The following is a 16929-nucleotide window of genomic DNA, read 5'->3' as shown; positions in this document are numbered from 1 at the left end:
CTACTGACAAAATTCATTATAAAATAGCCATTTAACCTTGAAAGAAAAAATATGCCACAAAAAATGAGGGTCAGTAACCATAGCGAATATAACAAATTTCTAGAAAAAAGAGGAAATATTTTTCATTATATCAACGAAGCCATAGAAAAGTGGTACGAGAATGGTCCAAAAATACCAGGTGGCAACAATATTTATAGCGATAAAGTTGTAATTTTGGTGCACATAATAACTTGTTTATTTAGAATAGGCCTGAGGCAAACAGTTGGGTTTATAGCAGGATACCTTGAGCAAATTGGGAAAAATTTGCAAGTTATCAGCTATTCACAATCATCAAGAAGGTTTAAGAAACTCAATATTAAGATCAATGATTGCAGAATTGATAAAAATAATATGGAAGATATCGAAATTACTATAGACAGTACAGGAATTAGTATATACAACAACACTCCTGGTCATAGCAAAGAAAATAGCGAAGATAGAAAGTATCGCAGCTATGAACAGACAAGAAAATTGCATGTAATGTTGAATACAAACAGCAAAAAAGCCATAGCTGTAAAATACAGTAACGGTGTCTACTCTGATCACTATGGAGCTTGTGATTTGCTAAAAGAAGTCGATTTTCAGTATGTCATAAAAGTACTATATGCAGATAGGGCATATGACAGAGAAAAGCTCTATAAGCTGTGTAATCAATATGGTATAAAAACGAAAATTCCTCCGAAAAACAACGCAGCAGAGCATCCAAAATTGGATTATATGCTTGATAGAAATGCCGCTATTCAGTTAATGAAATTACATGGTGAGAATGGTATAAAAAGATGGAAAGAAGAAGTAAATTACGGAAAAAGATCGTATATTGAAGGATTTTTCTCAAGGTTGAAGCGAATATTTGGGTTTAGTTTTAGGAGCAAATCTGAGATTAATCGTGAGAAGGAACTGCTACTCAAGTGTTATTTGCTTAACAAATTTACTGAAATAGGCATGGCTAAGTTTGAGATAGCTTCATGAATTTATTGTACGTTACCTACTATCCGAAGAGCGATGCAACAAAGCCCACTGGGATCCAGGAAACTTAATTGCAAGTAATACATTGGGTCTGGTGAGTATGGGTTTTGCGTTATAGAATGAAGCACTTTTGGTGAATTTGTAAAGAAAACTGGATCCCAGTGTCTGGGCACTGGGATGACACCTCTGGGCACTGCCGTCATAAAGGAACCAGTGTCAGCTATTCGGATGACACCATCTTGGATGGAAATAACGTCACGCGCTGGAATGACAAAGAAGAGTGGGCTTTCATATGGTTATGCAAGAGGTTTACTGAATGCAACCTAACTTCTCACACACACATTTTACTACATGATCTGCGCTGATATTAAAATGCTCATAAAGTGTTTTATAAGGTGCTGATTCTCCGAAGCTTTTCATGCCAATAAATATACCGTTTGAACCTATGTATTTATGCCAACCCATTTCACTTCCGGCTTCAATTGCAACTTTAATGCTGTCATTATTTAATATTGCCGCTTTATATTCATCGCTTTGCTCGTCAAAAAGCCTCCAGCATGGCATAGAAACAATCCTTGTACCTATACCCTTTTCCTGCAATTTCTCCCTTGCTTCAACTGCAATTTCAACCTCGGACCCCGTAGCAAATATCGTCACTTTTAATTCTTTTGAACATTCACACAAAATATATGCACCAAACTTCGATAAATTAGCAGATTGATCGATATCAGAGTAGAACTTGCGCATGTAACTTACGTTTTGCCTTGAGAGCGCAAACAGTGCTGGAGATTCTTTCTTTTCGAGTGCAATGCTAACACACTCCAGAGTTTCAACTGCATCGGCTGGCCTAAAAACATATAGATTTGGTATAGCACGCAAAGAGGCTAAATGCTCTATTGGCTGATGAGTTGGGCCATCTTCTCCCACTCCAATTGAGTCGTGAGTCATGACATACATAACCTGCTGCTTCATCAGAGCTGAAAGACGTATAGCAGGACGACAATAGTCGGAAAATACCAAAAAAGTGCCGCCATAAGGAAGAATCGCGCCGTGAAGTGCCATACCATTCATACATGCTGCCATAGCGTGCTCTCTCACTCCATAGTGGACATAAGAGCCACTATAATTATTGCTATTTATTACCTGCATGTGCTTATATTTAGTGCAATTTGACCCAGTAAGATCAGCAGAACCGCCGATTAATTCCGGCATAGACTCAGTTAAAAGTTCCATTACTCTGCCGAAAGAAGATCGAGTAGCTTCGTTTGGCATTAGCTCACATATTTGTTTCTTCAGGTCAGCTAAAACACCAGCGATATTATCTGGTAGATGTTTATCTAACCGTCTTTGAAGTTCTGCATGATACCCTGTCATCCCAGCATTCTCTTCTGTCATCCCAGTACTCTCTCTTGTCATCCCAGTGCTTGACACTGGGATCCATTCTTTTTCTTCTTTCCTGGTCACGCGCTGGAATGACACCAAATTGTAGTTTTGTTTTGCTCTCTCAACAATTTTCTTCCAGGCATTTTTCACATCTTCTGGTACATGGAATGGTTCATAATTCCAGTTTAATTTCTCTCTCATCTGTTTTATGTCTTCCTCCGAAAAAGCACCACTGTGAGCAGAGGATGTGCCAGCACGGCTTGAAAATTTTCCGATAATGGTTTTGCAGCAGATCATTGTAGGTTTACCAGACTTTTTTGCTTGCTCTATTGCAAAGGATATGGCATCAAAATCGTGGCCATCAATTTTGTCAACATTCCATCCATACGCTAAGAAGCGTTTCTCTACATCATCAGAGCAGGAAAGGCAAGTAGCGCCATCTATAGAGATATCATTATCATCAAAAAGAGCTATGAGCTTATTCAATTTAAGATGCCCAGCAAGTGATGCTACCTCATGGCTTATTCCTTCCATAAGACAGCCATCCCCTAGCATCACGTAAGTGTAGTGATTGATTCTGAATTGCTTTTTAAGGATTGATTCAGCAAGTGCCATGCCAACAGCAGCGGCAAATCCCTGACCGAGCGGGCCTGTTGTTGCCTCTACCCCGGAAGTCAAGCCGAACTCTGGATGACCTGGGGTCTTGGATCCCATTTGCCTGAAGTTTTTTAGCTCATCTATGCTAATATAACCTGTCAAATATAATATTGAATATAGTAACATTGACCCATGACCGTTTGATAAAACAAAGCGATCTCTATTGAACCATTTAGAATCATCAGGATTATGATTCAGATATTTAGCAAACAAAACAGTTGCAACATCTGCCATGCCAAGTGGCATACCTGGGTGTCCAGAGTTTGCTTTTTGTACTGCATCAATTGATAAAAAACGGATGGCGTTTGCCATAGATTTTAAATGTGAATGATTCATGTGTTAATAGAAAAACTTAAAAATGAAGTATAAAAGATTATATCAGCAAAAACAAGTTGACACTGAGTGCTAAAATCCTTAATAATCTAAAGTTAAATCGTGAGAGTTTTTATATGACAACTGTTATCACTAGAAAGTATAGGATTAGCCGTAGACTTGGTGTAAATTTATGGGGTAGAGCTAAAGACCCAGTAAACAAAAGGAAATACCCTCCAGGTCAACATGGTATTCTTGGATTCAAGAAGTTATCCGACTTTGGTAAGCAGTTTGCTGCGCATAAGAAATTTAAGTTTTACTATGCGATTTCAAGTAAGCAGCTCAGACGTACATTTTTAGATGCTTATAACAGAAAGGGTTATACGGCTGATAATTTTATCGGTATCTTAGAATCGAGATTAAGTTCTGTTTTATACCACTCTGGTCTTGTTCCAACAATTTACTCAGCAAAGCAGCTCATATCTCACAAGCACGTTACAGTTAATGATAAGGTGGTTAACATATCGAGTTATCGAGTGAAGCCAGGTGATATAATAAAAATAAGAGAAAGGGCAGCAAAAATCCCTGTAGTAGTAGAGGCTGAACAAAAACAAGAGCGCAAGGCTCCGGATTATTTAGAAGCAGATAGTAAAGAGCATTCAGTGAAGTATTTGAGGTCACCTCAATATTCTGAGGTTCCTTATTCAGCAGACATGGAAGTCAATTTAGTAGTAGAGTTTTACTCTAGATAGATAAAAAAAGCCCGTGTGGCGGAATCGGTAGACGCAGCGGACTTAAAATCCGTGGGTTTTGCGACCTTGGGAGTTCAAGTCTCCCCATGGGCACCAATTTAACTTAGCAGATAAATACAAAAAAGTATGAAATGGCTTGATATAGAAGATATTGTGGAAGCTCTGGAGGAAAAATTTCCAAATGAGAATATAATTAGTATCAGATTCACTGAGCTTAAAAAAAAGGTCTTGAGTTTAGAGGAATTTGATGATGATGAAAAACGCTGTAACGAAAAAATACTCGAAGCTATTCAAGCAGCTTGGATTGAGGAAAGATTAACCGCATAGCAATAAACCATACGCAAACGTGATTTCTATTACAATTTGCATATTGATTATGCTATTTTTTGGATCTAGCCTGGCAAGTTAATAATAATTTAACTAATTACAATTAAAACAGCTATAAGGTTAATTATGAGGCAAAGATGACAGCACAAAATTTGGTAAATGGAACGATCTTGGCAAGTGCTACGTTGAGATAAGTTTTGCATAAAAATACTGCTTTTACGGTGTGAGGCCAGAGGGTAGAGCCTTTGTAAAGCAGTTAGAAGGTTGTCATCTAAGTAGCGTGACCAGAGCTAGATTCCGCGAACACGCCGCGGAATGACGACTATGCAATATGCGTTGCGGAGTGACGATTATGGTCATACCGTCACGGTATCTCACAAACATGTAGCAGTAATGACAAAATCTCAAGTTATATGTATACTTTTATATTATCTACCTACTAAAAAAACAGAAAAATGCTCAAACGTAGCGGTCCAAAAAAATTAAAGTCTATAATTGAAAACTATGCATTAAAATGCATGAAAAATAAGATTAGTAAAAATGAAATACGTCTTATTTTAAACTGGCGAAATATAGTAGGGAAAGAAATAGCAGAGTGTACAAAACCGAAAAAGATCTCATATGCACAGAATATAAATTCGGGTGTGTTGCATCTGGTAGTAACAAATGGCAGCAAAGCATTGGAAATTCAGCATATGATTTCTCTTATAATAGAAAAAATTACGATATTTTTTGGTTATAAAGCAGTATATGGTATAAAAATTAAGCAAGAGAGTATTGACTATTTGACTATATAAGGTAATCTAAGTACATAGAATAATTTGGTATATTGAAGTGAGTAGAGTTTGTGAATTAACAAATAGAAAAAAATCTTTTGGTAATAAGGTATCACATTCGAATCGTAAAACAAAGCGTACCTTTCTTTTAAATTTACATAAGGTTACGTTGACAAGTGATATATTGAATAAAAAGTTTAGATTTCGTGTGGCAACAAGAACTTTGAGAACTATAGATTACAAAGGTGATTTAGATGCTTTTTTGCTCAACACAAGAACGATTAAACTAAGTGAGAAAGCGCAGAAGATAAAAAGAAGGTTGAAAAAAGTTTTAGTAAAGCAAGAGGTAGAGTTAGCAGTTTCAGATGCATAGCAAACCTCAATGGCTCAGAGCAAAAGCTCCGACCGGTGAAGTATTCAATGAAACCTTAAACATCGTTAAACTGCATAACTTGCATACAGTGTGCGAAGAGGCTGCATGTCCAAACATTGGTGAATGTTGGAATAAACGTCATGCTACTGTGATGATTCTCGGTTCTGTTTGCACTCGTGCTTGTGCATTTTGCAACGTTGCAACTGGCATTCCTGATAAACTAGACCCTCATGAACCAGAAAATTTAGCAAAAGCAATAAAAAAGTTAAACTTAAAACATGTTGTCATTACTTCTGTTGATCGTGATGATTTACCAGATGGTGGCGCAAATCAGTTTATACAGTGCATAGAAGAAATTAGAAAGATAACTTCAGAAACAACAATAGAGATTTTAACTCCTGATTTTTTAAATAAGAAAGGAGCATTTGAAGCAATTGCTGTTGCATCACCTGATGTCTATAACCACAATATTGAAACAGTGCCGAGATTGTATGCAAAAATAAGACCACGAGCTCGCTATTTTCATTCACTATATTTGTTGAAGATGGTAAAGCAGATTAATCCTAAAGTTTTCACAAAGTCAGGGCTTATGGTTGGTCTTGGAGAAACAAAAGAGGAAATACTTCAGGTTATGGACGATTTGCGCAGTGCTGAGGTTGATTTTATTACAATTGGTCAATATCTACAACCAACTCCAAAACATGCAAAACTTGATAGGTATGTTACCCCAGAAGAGTTTGAGCATTATAAATATATTGCTTACTCCAAAGGTTTCTTAGTGGTTGCATCAAGCCCACTGACTAGGTCATCATACCACGCTGAAGAAGATTTTAACAGGCTCAAGGCCTGTCGTTGACATTTGTGTTAATTCAAATTAATTTTTACTAATTATAAAGGAGTTGAGCGACTTTACGTAATGTCTACTATAAAAATCAAGAAGAAATCACAATTAGTTAAAGAGGTATTCGATTCCGTGGCAAGTCGCTACGACACCATGAATGATATAATGAGCCTCGGAATGCACAGATTATGGAAAGATAAGATGGTAAATAGTGTGCATTTTACAAAAAACTCTAAGGTTTTAGATGTTGCTGGAGGAACTGGAGATATAGCAATAAGAATAGTAAGAAAAGAGCCAAGTGCTAAGGTTACAGTATGCGATATAAATCAAAACATGCTAAACAGAGGACGTGATAAAGCTATAAATTCAAACCAAATTAATTTTGATTGGGTATGTGCAAGTGCAGAAAGTTTACCATTTGAAGACTCCGAATTTGATTATTGCACAATAGCTTTTGGCATTCGAAATGTTTCTGACCGCAAGAAGGCTTTAAATGAGACGCACAGGGTATTAAAACCACATGGGAAATTTATCTGCTTAGAATTTGCCCCTATGCACTATCAAAATGAGATATTTACCAAACTTTATGACTTATATTCATTTAAAGTAATTCCTAAAATTGGCAGCATAGTTGCTAAAGACAAGAGTTCTTATGAATATTTAGTGAAGAGCATCAGAGAATTTCCAACTCAGGCTGATTTTAAAATGGAAATTGAAGAGGTAGGCTTTAAGAATGTTGAGTTTCATAATATGAGCTATGGAATAGTGGCATTACACATTGGAACAAAATGAATATTAAACTCTGGTATAGAACGCTGGATTATTATCTCATCCTTCCAGTGTTTTTTTTGCTCACTATAAGCTTCATTCTTGTTTATTCAGCAAGCCCTGTAATTGCGCAGCGTCTTTCTTTACCACAAGATTATTTTATACGGCGTCACACAATTTATATAGTCCTGTCACTAATTACCTTGGTGACATTTTCTTTTCTCAACACAAGAACTATACTTAACCTCTCATTCGCAGGTTTCGCTTTATTTACTATTCTAGTAGCAACTGCGATAATACTTGGTATAGAGGTAAAAGGTGCGAAACGATGGTTACATATTGTCAAAATTTCAGTTCAACCATCTGAGTTCGTAAGGCCATTTTTTTCTGTTGTTATAGCTAGTATCTTGGCCAGCGAAATGAAGTTTAAAATACACATATCAATCATAATATTTCTGTTAGTTTTTGTGTTGTTACTTTTGCAACCTGATTTCAGTATGTCTATGCTTTTAACATATTCTTTTATTGGTCAAATGTTTATTGCATGTATACCACTTTTATACTTTCTATGCATAATAGGAATGGCCACAACTGGAACTACAATAGCTTACTTATGCCTCCCACATATAAAGCAAAGGATTTACAATTTTGTCTTTTTTACGCAACGCGATAACTTTCAAGTCACAAAATCATTAGAAGCATTCAAAAGAGGTCAATTAACTGGAGTTGGACCTGGTGAAGGTAGCGTAAAAGCCTCTCTTCCTGATTGTCATACAGATTTTGTGTTTTCTGTTTTAGCAGAAGAATTTGGTTTGATTACGTGCTTAGCCACATTGATGTTATTTTGTATCATTTCCGCCCGCTTGCTTTACGTTGCATATAGGGAAAATGAATTATTTAATCTGTTAGTGATTCTCGGTATCTCAATGCAATTCATCACACAATTCATAATAAACATAGGGGTAACATTGAGTGTTTTTCCTACCACCGGCATAACCCTGCCGTTACTTAGCTATGGTGGTTCTTCTCTTTTATCTTCGAGCATCGCACTTGGCATAATGCTGTCTTTCAGTAGAAACCAAGCTATCGCATTAAAGTTTCGTGAGCGTGTTATGCTTGGAAGGTATATGGACTAAACTTGTACCGCTCACAACTATTATTGGTATCCCTCCAAAATGGGTATCTGTTCAGATGAGTGGCAAAATAAGGTAGACGAGAAAAGCAACTATAGGAACAAATGGGTGTCATGCAAGTAGCTGACACTGGTATCCAGTCCTTTTGCACAGTTCCATCAAAAACGTTGTAAAGCGCTTTCGTGTTTACCAACTTAGTGCCCAATCTGGATCCCAGACTGGGATGACAAAAAAAGGAGCACTGGAATTTTTGTTTCAGCATTAGCCATGCATCTGAACAGATACCAGAAAATATTCCACTGACATGCTGAACAACAAATACATCACTATGTCGTTTATCGCAAAAACTTATATTTTTCGTAACCATTCACACTTAATTCTGCAATTCTTTGATCTCACTCATAGAAAGACCAGTAGTTTGAGCTATAATATTAAAAGAAACACCTGCTTTAAGTAGATTCTTTGCGACTTCAATTTCCCTCTCTTTTCTACCTTCCTCTTTAGCAAGATCAAGTCTGTATTCAAGAATGGCTTCTTCTTTGCGCAGATCCATTATTCTTTCTTCATAAGCTACTAGATCTTTTTCATTCCAGTGAAACTTATCTAATTCATCATATGCTAGCTTTATTATTGGTGATTTTTCCGCAATTTTTCTGAGATCTTCGTCCGTTGTTTCATCTGCATATTTGAAAAAAAATAGCCAACGGTCTACTACACTTTCTAGTTGTTCTTCTCTACTCTTAGGAAATTTTGGCAGCTCTATGAAGATAAATTGAAAATCTTTTAAGTCATGCTCATTGGTTTTTTCATCTCTTATGGTATGGCTAGATATATAGTCAAGCTTATCAGGGAATAAGGTACAATTTGAAATCGCGATAAAGAAAATCTTCTTTAAATCAACGTATTTACCAGATTTATCAGCTTGTCTTGAGTAAGCCTTAGCAGCATAAAGTTGTGCGCGTTTTTCAAAGCCTTTATCACGAGTGAGCTGCATCTCAATTATATACCTGTTCCCACTAGAATCCCTGCAAAGAACATCAACTATACTTTGCTTATCAGAGGCAATTTCAGGATCCATTATAGTACTGAGGAATTCCACTTCTTGTATAGTATTTATCTCGGTAAATCCTAAAATATCATTCAAAAAATGTATGAGAATATTCTTATTTTTTTCCGTTCCAAAGATTTTTTTGAAGGTCAAATCCAGCTTAGGGTCGAGAAACTTAGATAAAGCCATAGCCAAAGTGCTTAAAAATATTAATAATTATACACTATTATTAACAATTATTCAACCATATTTTTGAAGATAGCTATGCCGCCGCGAACCGTCATACCGCCGCGGTATCTCTAGATCCCGCTAACAAGCAGCGGGATGACGAATTACTTAACCGTCATACCACCGCGAACCGTCATACCGCCGCGGTATCTCGGCATAGATTCCGCTAATTAGTAGCGGAATGACGATTGTGTATCGTGTTTTGCTAAAAATCACAGAATGCAGTCTGGTTACCTTATTAGAAGTTTAGCTTTAACTTTAAATGGACTACTCAACCGTGACAGACTTAGCTAAATTTCTTGGACAATCTGCATCTAACCCTTTTTTTGCTGCAGTAAAGTAAGCAAGGAATTGCATAGCAACACTGTAGATGATTGAAGAGATAAAATTATCAGTGTCTGGAAGTTGCACCACATCTGCGCAAACTCCCCTTAGGAATGGCGCTCCTTGTTTATCACTGAAGGCAATTACTTTGCCTTTTCTTGCAATAATCTCTTGTATATTAGATAGCGTTTTAAAGAATAAATCATCATAAGGGATAATTGCTATAACAAGCACAGTAGAGTCTATTAAAGCAATAGAACCATGCTTCATTTCTCCCGCTGCAATACCAGTTGTATTGATATATGAAAGCTCTTTTATTTTCAATGCGCCTTCCATTGCAACTCCGTATGAACTTCCTCTGCCGATTAAAATAACGTTATTGTGTTCTAATATACTGCCCGATATATGTTGTATTTTCATCACATTCAAAACGTGCTCAACATACTCGGGAATAGAGTTAATAGCGTTGCTTAGCTGTTTTATTCTCTCTCCACCCAGTACACCTTTTATTTTTCCAAGCTCCACGGCAAAGCATGCTAAAGTTGCAAGTTGCGCAGAAAAGGTTTTTGTTGAAGCAACACCAATTTCTGGCCCAGCAAGAGTATGTAACACAATATCTGAGATCTTTTCAATGCTGCTGCTAAATGTATTAGTTATACTTATGATTGTTTGCTTCTGTGATTTCGCATAACGCAGCGCTTCTATGGTATCTGCAGTTTCGCCAGATTGAGAGATAAATAACCCAATGCTGCCTTCTTCCAGCTTGACGTTGCTATACCTAAATTCTGATGAGATTTCTAGATATACTCGAACTTGAGCGACATTTTCCAGCCAATACTTTGCTATTAGCCCAGCAAAATAAGATGACCCGCATCCAACTATAGTAATGTAACTCAGCTCAGAAAACAATTTTTTGTTAGTAAATATTACCTCTTTATATTGCTTGTAAAATTGATTTATTGTTTTGTTTAATGCACGCGGTTGCTCAAAAATCTCTTTTAACATGAAGCTAGGGTAACCATTTTTGCTAATTAGAAAATCACTTGGACTACTATTTTCTATACTGCGTTTAACTTGTGTACCATTGTTGTATATACTAACTCCACTAGATTTTATCACTGCAATGTCATCATCTTCCAAATGCGATATTTTTTCCACAAATGCACTTAAAGCATTAGAGTCAGATGCAGCAAACACTGTGTTACAGTTATAGCCTATTGCTAAAGGCAAATTTCTCTTCGCAACAAATAAGGCGTCTGGATATTCTGCAAATAATAAGACCAAGGCAAATGAGCCATGTAAGTTGTTTAAACACTTAAATAGAGAATCAACTGGCGACAATCCTTCATCAAGATATAAGGTTAGCATGTTTGGTATGATCTCTGTGTCAGTGTCAGTATGGAATGACATGCCCCTTTCTTCTAGGCCCTTTTTTAGCAGATTGTAATTCTCAATTATGCCGTTATGAGCAACAACAACGTTATTTGTACGAATGGGGTGAGCATTTTTAAGGCCTGGGACTCCATGTGTAGCCCAGCGAGTATGTGCTATACCAACTGTACTGTGAGACATCTTGCTGTCATCAACAACTTCACATAACCTTTCGACTTTACCTTCTGATTTTTTGACTTCTATCTTACCTTCGTTATTTATGATTGCTATACCTGAGGAATCATATCCCCTATATTCCAATTTTTGTAACCCAGTTAGTAAGGTTGGTATTACTGAATCACCGCTACTTACTACACCAAATATTCCGCACACAAATGGATCACCAAACAAACTTTTTTCTAAACATGTTAAGCATTTTTGCCTTTATTACTGGTTGATTTATATTCTTTTTATCATTCTTTCGATTTTACCTTTTTAATTGGTTTAGCTGCTACTTTTTGAGTTTCTTTGCTTAAAACCTCAGATATAGCGGACTTTAGAACTTTTATCTCAACTTTTGGTGCTATTTCTATTATAAATTGTGCATTTGCCTCATCAACTTTATTAACTTCACCTATTATTCCACCAGAAGTAATGACTGTATCACCACGTTTTATTTGATCTATCATCTTTCTATGTTCTTTTAGTTTTTTTTGTTGCGGGCGAATAATGAGAAAATAAAATACCACAAATATTAAAATCAATGGAGTAAAACTAGCAAAAGATGCGCCGATACTTGATGTATTGCTAGTTGCATCTGCTGCAAAAACTTCAGAAATGAGCATATTTAATCCTAATTGTTAATGATAAAAACAAACCTATTTAAGTATTAATTACAATACCATGCCATGTCAAGTTTGGTGAAGGCGTTTCTCAATACCGGCAATAATACTGCGAATTCTAAGTTATGCTAAAACTAATATGACGGGAGTGATGAGACTTGAACTCACGACCTCATGCGTGACAGGCATGCGCTCTAACCAACTGAGCTACACCCCCCTAATTTCTTTTTAGCGTTTTCGGGCTTCAACTTTAAAGCTAATAAACATGTTGCCCTTTGTCAATATTTTTTGTTTGCGCTTTGCTGTCTTTTCTATTACTATGTAAATAATTTAATTTCACACATGGCTTGTACAAGTAGTCCCATTAGGGTTATGCCATGGAAGATAAACTATTTGGAGGAATGATATATGACAAATTTGCCTAAAGTCACTGTGCGTGATTTAGCTGAATCTGGTGTACATTTTGGTCACAAAATTAGTCGCTGGAACGCAAAAATGGCTCCATACATATATGGAGTGCATCAAGAAAATCGTATACATATAATTGATTTGCGAAAAACACTACCATTGCTACAGGTGGCCATGAAGGCTTTATATGACGTTGCATTTCAAGGTGGTCGCATTCTATTTGTTGGTACAAAGTTTCAAGCTTTTGATATTATTGCAAGTGAAGCGATTCGTTGTGGTCAATATTATGTGAATCATCGTTGGCTTGGTGGTATGCTTACTAATTGGGGCACTGTTTCTTCTTCGATAAAAACCTTGATGCAATATGAGAAAATATTAAATGACGAGGATAGCATTTTAACAAAGAAAGAATTGGGAAACATTGAAAAGAAAAAGCAAAAGCTTGATAAGGCGCTTGGCGGTATTAGAGAAATGGGAGCAATTCCTGATATCTTATTCATCATTGATACTAATAAAGAGCATATAGCGGTTAAGGAGGCTAAGAAGTTAGAAATTCCAATAGTTGCAATACTTGATACTAATTCTGATCCAGATGGTATTACTTATCTAATACCTGGAAATGATGACTCAAGAAAATCAATAGAGCTCTATTGTAAATTAGCTACCGACTCTATATTAGCTGGAATAGAGTCTAGTCTAGCAAAATCTGGAGTTAAGATTGATGATATAAGGGGTGATGAGTTTATTCAAGAAAAAGAAGACGGTATTGTGCAAACTAAAAGGAGACGTAGTAAAGTTTACAAAGAAGAAGAAAGGGAGGTAGTAACAAATGAAGATGAATCCAGATGATATAAGAGAATTACGTGATAGAACAGGGCTTGGCTTAAGTGACTGTAAAAAAGCATTGGAAGAATGTGATGGTGACATCAAGAAGGCTGTTGATAAGTTACGTACAATAGGTCTTGCTAAAGCTGACAAAAAATCTGATAGAATAGCTTCAGATGGACTCGTTGCTATGTGTTTGACTGAAAATTATGGTGCATTGGTTGAACTCAATTGCGAAACAGATTTTGTTGCAAGGAATGAGAAATTTATAGAGTTAGTTTCAAATTTAGCATCAATTGCTCATCAAGAACGCTGTACTAGCGTTGATGAGTTAAAAAATGCCAAGTATGAAAGCATTGGCACAGTGCAGGAAGCTATTATGAATGGTACATCAGTTCTTGGTGAGAAGCTAGAGTTAAGCAAGCTTTGTTACTTAGAAGCTAAGGATGGAGTTATTGCTGGCTACGTACATGGTGATGTGTGTGGCTTAGGTAAGATTGGTGCTTTAATTGCATTGCAATCATCTGGTGATAAGGCGAAGCTACAAGAGATTGGGAAACAAATAGCTATGCATGTAGTTGCTATGAAGCCTGAAGCTTTGTCTATAGATGATTTAGATCAAATGAAGTTGAAAAATGAACGTTCTATAATTGAAGAGCAAGTGAGGAGCTTAAATAAACCTGAAGAAGTAGCAAAAAAAATAGTAGATGGACGAATGGCTAAGTACTATGAAGAAGTTGTTTTACTGGAGCAAAAATTTATAAAGGATGATAAGATGAAGATTTCTGATTTTATAAAATCAAGCGAGTTGAGTGCTGTTAAACTCTCTAATTACAAGTTACTTGTTTTGGGTGGTGCAAACTAAATGGTAAAAAATGTTTCCCTCAACAAATGAAAAAAGCGAAATAAAATATTCCAGAGTGTTATTTAAAATCTCTGGTGAGGCTTTGATGGGATCAAAGCAATTTGGTCACGATATGGAGACTATAGGTGAGTTATCTAAAGGCATAGTTGAAGTTTGTAATCTTGGAGTTCAGGTATGTATTGTTGTTGGTGGTGGTAATATCTTTCGTGGCACATCTGCGTCTTTAAGTGGTTGTGAAAGAGCAAGCAGTGATTATATTGGAATGCTTGCAACTATAATCAATGCTTTAATTTTACAAAACTTTTTAGAAAAAAATTTAGTAGCTTCGAGGGTATTATCTGCAATACCCATGGCCACTGTATGTGAGCCTTACATAAGAAGGAAAGCTATTCGTCATTTAGAAAAAGGTAGAGTGGTAATTTTTGCAGCAGGCACAGGCAACCCATTTTTTACTACAGATACAGCTGCGGCTTTACGTGCTGTTGAAATGAATTGTGATGTTATTCTAAAGGGTACGCAAGTAAGTGGTGTATACTCCGCTGATCCGAAAAAAAATGAGGATGCTGTAATGTATGATAAGCTTTCTTACACGGATTTGTTGACTCGTGATTTAAAAGTTATGGATGCATCAGCAATTTCACTTGCTCGTGAGAATTCTATTCCCATTATAGTTTTTTCTTTGAAGGGAGAAAAAATAGTCAATATTATTAAGGGTCAAGGTACTTATACTATAGTTTCAGATTGTAAACATTAGGTAATTTATGTTAAATGAAATAAAAACTAAAACAAAGGACAGGATGCTAAAAACTATTCAGTCCTTTCATGATGATATTAAAGGTGTACGCACTGGTAGAGCTAGCGCATCGTTGCTTGATGGTATAGTTGTAAATATCTATGGTGGACATCAAAAGTTAAATCAGGTTGCAGGTGTTTCGGTTATAGATAACAAAACTCTATCAATTAAAATTTGGGATATTAATGTTGTCGGTGAAGTGAAAAATGCTATATTAAATGCCAACTTGAATTTAAATCCTGTTGTTGAGGGCAATACCATACGTATAGCTCTTCCGGACTTAACACAAGAAACCCGTGAAAAATTAGTGAAATTATTGCATCAGTTTGCTGAAAATGCACGGATTGCCATTAGAAATATACGTAGAGATATTATGGAAGAAACAGAAAAAATGAAGGAAAATAAAGAAATCTCAGAAGATGATTTTCATGGTGCTAAAAAGGAAATACAAAATATTACTGATGATAACATAAAAAAGATAGATGGTGAATTGTCCATCAAAGAAAAGGATATACTGAATCACTAAATGATATGGAGAAAGCTTACATAGCAAATGATGTCATTCCAGTGTTTGACACTGGAATGGCTTTGTTGCATAGCAACTGAAAAAATCTGGTGGCTACTGACAAAATTCATTATAAAATAGCCATTTAACCTTGAAAGAAAAAATATGCCACAAAAAATGAGGGTCAGTAACCATAGCGAATATAACAAATTTCTAGAAAAAAGAGGAAATATTTTTCATTATATCAACGAAGCCATAGAAAAGTGGTACGAGAATGGTCCAAAAATACCAGGTGGCAACAATATTTATAGCGATAAAGTTGTAATTTTGGTGCACATAATAACTTGTTTATTTAGAATAGGCCTGAGGCAAACAGTTGGGTTTATAGCAGGATACCTTGAGCAAATTGGGAAAAATTTGCAAGTTATCAGCTATTCACAATCATCAAGAAGGTTTAAGAAACTCAATATTAAGATCAATGATTGCAGAATTGATAAAAATAATATGGAAGATATCGAAATTACTATAGACAGTACAGGAATTAGTATATACAACAACACTCCTGGTCATAGCAAAGAAAATAGCGAAGATAGAAAGTATCGCAGCTATGAACAGACAAGAAAATTGCATGTAATGTTGAATACAAACAGCAAAAAAGCCATAGCTGTAAAATACAGTAACGGTGTCTACTCTGATCACTATGGAGCTTGTGATTTGCTAAAAGAAGTCGATTTTCAGTATGTCATAAAAGTACTATATGCAGATAGGGCATATGACAGAGAAAAGCTCTATAAGCTGTGTAATCAATATGGTATAAAAACGAAAATTCCTCCGAAAAACAACGCAGCAGAGCATCCAAAATTGGATTATATGCTTGATAGAAATGCCGCTATTCAGTTAATGAAATTACATGGTGAGAATGGTATAAAAAGATGGAAAGAAGAAGTAAATTACGGAAAAAGATCGTATATTGAAGGATTTTTCTCAAGGTTGAAGCGAATATTTGGGTTTAGTTTTAGGAGCAAATCTGAGATTAATCGTGAGAAGGAACTGCTACTCAAGTGTTATTTGCTTAACAAATTTACTGAAATAGGCATGGCTAAGTTTGAGATAGCTTCATGAATTTATTGTACGTTACCTACTATCCGAAGAGCGATGCAACAAAGCCCACTGGAATCCAGTCTTTACTATACAACTATCTGATGCACTTGTTTGAAATCAAATTTCCTGGATCCCAGTGTCGGAGCACTGGGATGACACCAATTTTGCATTCAAGTATCAACTATTGGTGTCACTACAGTAACTCTCTTCCTGTCATGCAAGTAGCTGACACCTTCCAGGTGTCCATTGAAATCCAAAAAATTTCACTCAAGTCAAAATTAGGTTAAATTTA

19 protein-coding genes and 2 tRNA genes are annotated in these 16929 nt (G+C 36.0%); 16 read left to right on the top strand and 5 right to left on the bottom strand.

The features are described 5' to 3' along the window. Positions 1–51 precede the first annotated feature (51 nt). The gene (locus tag OOK97_RS05150; RefSeq protein WP_253303449.1) at positions 52–1008 is read left to right on the top strand and encodes an IS5 family transposase; all 957 of its coding nucleotides are present in this window, start codon (positions 52–54) and stop codon (positions 1006–1008) included. Positions 1009–1182: 174 nt separating this feature from the next. Beyond that, positions 1183–1332: a hypothetical protein gene (locus OOK97_RS05145; protein WP_264705087.1), complete on the top strand. Its 150-nt coding sequence runs from the start codon at positions 1183–1185 to the stop codon at positions 1330–1332. Here the strand turns inward: OOK97_RS05145 and tkt are convergent. Beyond that, positions 1315–3381, bottom strand: a complete 2067-nt coding sequence (gene tkt, locus OOK97_RS05140) for a transketolase (protein ID WP_264705085.1) — start codon at positions 3379–3381, stop codon at positions 1315–1317. The genes OOK97_RS05145 and tkt overlap by 18 nt on opposite strands. A 113-nt stretch (positions 3382–3494) precedes the next feature. On the opposite strand from tkt, the gene rpsD reads away from it, so the two are divergent. The 8 genes from rpsD to OOK97_RS05100 all read left to right on the top strand — a co-directional run bounded on the left by rpsD (position 3495) and on the right by OOK97_RS05100 (position 8330). Beyond that, on the top strand, positions 3495–4109 hold the full coding sequence (gene rpsD / locus OOK97_RS05135; RefSeq protein ID WP_010962555.1) for a 30S ribosomal protein S4: 615 nt from the start codon (positions 3495–3497) through the stop codon (positions 4107–4109). A 9-nt stretch (positions 4110–4118) separates the two neighbouring features. Further along, positions 4119–4205, top strand: a tRNA-Leu gene (locus tag OOK97_RS05130). A gap of 30 nt (positions 4206–4235) precedes the next feature. After that, a complete protein-coding gene (iscX, locus tag OOK97_RS05125; RefSeq protein WP_007552114.1) occupies positions 4236–4436 on the top strand; it encodes a Fe-S cluster assembly protein IscX in 201 nt (66 codons plus the stop codon). 455 nt (positions 4437–4891) lie between these two features. Continuing rightward, on the top strand, positions 4892–5233 hold the full coding sequence (locus tag OOK97_RS05120) for a DUF721 domain-containing protein (RefSeq protein ID WP_010082513.1): 342 nt from the start codon (positions 4892–4894) through the stop codon (positions 5231–5233). A 37-nt stretch (positions 5234–5270) separates the two neighbouring features. Next, positions 5271–5585, top strand: coding sequence for a 50S ribosomal protein L28 (gene rpmB / locus OOK97_RS05115; RefSeq protein ID WP_006279619.1), 315 nt, complete (start codon positions 5271–5273; stop codon positions 5583–5585). Beyond that, on the top strand, positions 5578–6441 hold the full coding sequence (gene lipA, locus OOK97_RS05110; RefSeq protein WP_010082514.1) for a lipoyl synthase: 864 nt from the start codon (positions 5578–5580) through the stop codon (positions 6439–6441). Before rpmB ends, lipA begins: the two co-directional genes overlap by 8 nt. 60 nt (positions 6442–6501) lie before the next feature. Next, complete coding sequence (gene ubiE, locus OOK97_RS05105) at positions 6502–7218, top strand: bifunctional demethylmenaquinone methyltransferase/2-methoxy-6-polyprenyl-1,4-benzoquinol methylase UbiE (RefSeq protein ID WP_264705081.1); 717 nt, start codon at positions 6502–6504, stop codon at positions 7216–7218. Next, positions 7215–8330 (top strand): FtsW/RodA/SpoVE family cell cycle protein, encoded by a 1116-nt coding sequence (locus OOK97_RS05100; RefSeq protein ID WP_264705080.1) that lies wholly within the window; start codon positions 7215–7217, stop codon positions 8328–8330. The genes ubiE and OOK97_RS05100 overlap by 4 nt, the downstream gene beginning before the upstream one ends. 370 nt (positions 8331–8700) lie before the next feature. Here OOK97_RS05100 and OOK97_RS05095 read toward each other — a convergent pair whose 3' ends face one another. The 4 genes from OOK97_RS05095 to OOK97_RS05080 form a co-directional block, all read right to left on the bottom strand. Continuing rightward, on the bottom strand, positions 8701–9564 hold the full coding sequence (locus tag OOK97_RS05095; protein WP_264705079.1) for an Rpn family recombination-promoting nuclease/putative transposase: 864 nt from the start codon (positions 9562–9564) through the stop codon (positions 8701–8703). A 306-nt stretch (positions 9565–9870) separates the two neighbouring features. Then, a complete protein-coding gene (gene glmS, locus OOK97_RS05090) occupies positions 9871–11691 on the bottom strand; it encodes a glutamine--fructose-6-phosphate transaminase (isomerizing) (protein WP_264705667.1) in 1821 nt (606 codons plus the stop codon). An 80-nt stretch (positions 11692–11771) separates the two neighbouring features. Continuing rightward, positions 11772–12143 carry a preprotein translocase subunit YajC gene (gene yajC / locus OOK97_RS05085; RefSeq protein WP_015589055.1) on the bottom strand — a complete coding sequence of 124 codons (372 nt, stop codon included), beginning with the start codon at positions 12141–12143 and terminating at the stop codon, positions 11772–11774. A gap of 140 nt (positions 12144–12283) precedes the next feature. Then, positions 12284–12357: transfer RNA gene (locus OOK97_RS05080), tRNA-Asp, on the bottom strand. A gap of 191 nt (positions 12358–12548) precedes the next feature. Here OOK97_RS05080 and rpsB point away from each other — a divergent pair. The 6 genes from rpsB to OOK97_RS07535 all read left to right on the top strand — a co-directional run bounded on the left by rpsB (position 12549) and on the right by OOK97_RS07535 (position 16924). Next, on the top strand, positions 12549–13397 hold the full coding sequence (gene rpsB, locus OOK97_RS05075) for a 30S ribosomal protein S2 (RefSeq protein WP_264705078.1): 849 nt from the start codon (positions 12549–12551) through the stop codon (positions 13395–13397). Then, on the top strand, positions 13378–14238 hold the full coding sequence (gene tsf / locus OOK97_RS05070) for a translation elongation factor Ts (protein WP_264705076.1): 861 nt from the start codon (positions 13378–13380) through the stop codon (positions 14236–14238). The genes rpsB and tsf overlap by 20 nt, the downstream gene beginning before the upstream one ends. A 10-nt stretch (positions 14239–14248) precedes the next feature. Continuing rightward, entirely contained in the window at positions 14249–14992 is a 744-nt protein-coding gene (pyrH, locus tag OOK97_RS05065) for a UMP kinase (protein ID WP_155968561.1), read from the top strand. Positions 14993–14999: 7 nt separating this feature from the next. Then, positions 15000–15557: a ribosome recycling factor gene (gene frr, locus OOK97_RS05060; RefSeq protein ID WP_264705075.1), complete on the top strand. Its 558-nt coding sequence runs from the start codon at positions 15000–15002 to the stop codon at positions 15555–15557. 144 nt (positions 15558–15701) lie between these two features. Then, complete coding sequence (locus tag OOK97_RS05055) at positions 15702–16658, top strand: IS5 family transposase (protein WP_253303449.1); 957 nt, start codon at positions 15702–15704, stop codon at positions 16656–16658. Next, positions 16655–16924 (top strand): hypothetical protein, encoded by a 270-nt coding sequence (locus OOK97_RS07535; protein WP_410529702.1) that lies wholly within the window; start codon positions 16655–16657, stop codon positions 16922–16924. Before OOK97_RS05055 ends, OOK97_RS07535 begins: the two co-directional genes overlap by 4 nt. Positions 16925–16929 lie beyond the last annotated feature (5 nt).

It is taken from the genome of Wolbachia endosymbiont (group A) of Gymnosoma rotundatum (assembly GCF_947250765.1).
GTDB classification, from domain to species: domain Bacteria; phylum Pseudomonadota; class Alphaproteobacteria; order Rickettsiales; family Anaplasmataceae; genus Wolbachia; species Wolbachia pipientis.
Note: the sequence above shows the minus strand (reverse complement) of the source record. Positions and strands in the feature narration are given on the sequence as shown.

Bases quoted from the DNA above. Each gene is read 5' to 3' on its own strand.
- frr (WP_264705075.1), top strand. From the start codon at position 15,000: ATGTTAAATGAAATAAAAACTAAAACAAAGGACAGGATGCTAAAAACT.
- OOK97_RS05100 (WP_264705080.1), top strand. From the start codon at position 7,215: ATGAATATTAAACTCTGGTATAGAACGCTGGATTATTATCTCATCCTT.
- OOK97_RS05145 (WP_264705087.1), top strand. From the start codon at position 1,183: ATGACACCTCTGGGCACTGCCGTCATAAAGGAACCAGTGTCAGCTATT.
- OOK97_RS05055 (WP_253303449.1), top strand. From the start codon at position 15,702: ATGCCACAAAAAATGAGGGTCAGTAACCATAGCGAATATAACAAATTT.
- tkt (WP_264705085.1), bottom strand. From the start codon at position 3,381: ATGAATCATTCACATTTAAAATCTATGGCAAACGCCATCCGTTTTTTA.
- lipA (WP_010082514.1), top strand. From the start codon at position 5,578: ATGCATAGCAAACCTCAATGGCTCAGAGCAAAAGCTCCGACCGGTGAA.
- OOK97_RS07535 (WP_410529702.1), top strand. From the start codon at position 16,655: ATGAATTTATTGTACGTTACCTACTATCCGAAGAGCGATGCAACAAAG.
- rpsB (WP_264705078.1), top strand. From the start codon at position 12,549: ATGACAAATTTGCCTAAAGTCACTGTGCGTGATTTAGCTGAATCTGGT.
- OOK97_RS05150 (WP_253303449.1), top strand. From the start codon at position 52: ATGCCACAAAAAATGAGGGTCAGTAACCATAGCGAATATAACAAATTT.
- OOK97_RS05095 (WP_264705079.1), bottom strand. From the start codon at position 9,564: ATGGCTTTATCTAAGTTTCTCGACCCTAAGCTGGATTTGACCTTCAAA.
- OOK97_RS05120 (WP_010082513.1), top strand. From the start codon at position 4,892: ATGCTCAAACGTAGCGGTCCAAAAAAATTAAAGTCTATAATTGAAAAC.
- iscX (WP_007552114.1), top strand. From the start codon at position 4,236: ATGAAATGGCTTGATATAGAAGATATTGTGGAAGCTCTGGAGGAAAAA.
- ubiE (WP_264705081.1), top strand. From the start codon at position 6,502: ATGTCTACTATAAAAATCAAGAAGAAATCACAATTAGTTAAAGAGGTA.
- rpsD (WP_010962555.1), top strand. From the start codon at position 3,495: ATGACAACTGTTATCACTAGAAAGTATAGGATTAGCCGTAGACTTGGT.
- tsf (WP_264705076.1), top strand. From the start codon at position 13,378: ATGAAGATGAATCCAGATGATATAAGAGAATTACGTGATAGAACAGGG.
- pyrH (WP_155968561.1), top strand. From the start codon at position 14,249: ATGTTTCCCTCAACAAATGAAAAAAGCGAAATAAAATATTCCAGAGTG.
- yajC (WP_015589055.1), bottom strand. From the start codon at position 12,143: ATGCTCATTTCTGAAGTTTTTGCAGCAGATGCAACTAGCAATACATCA.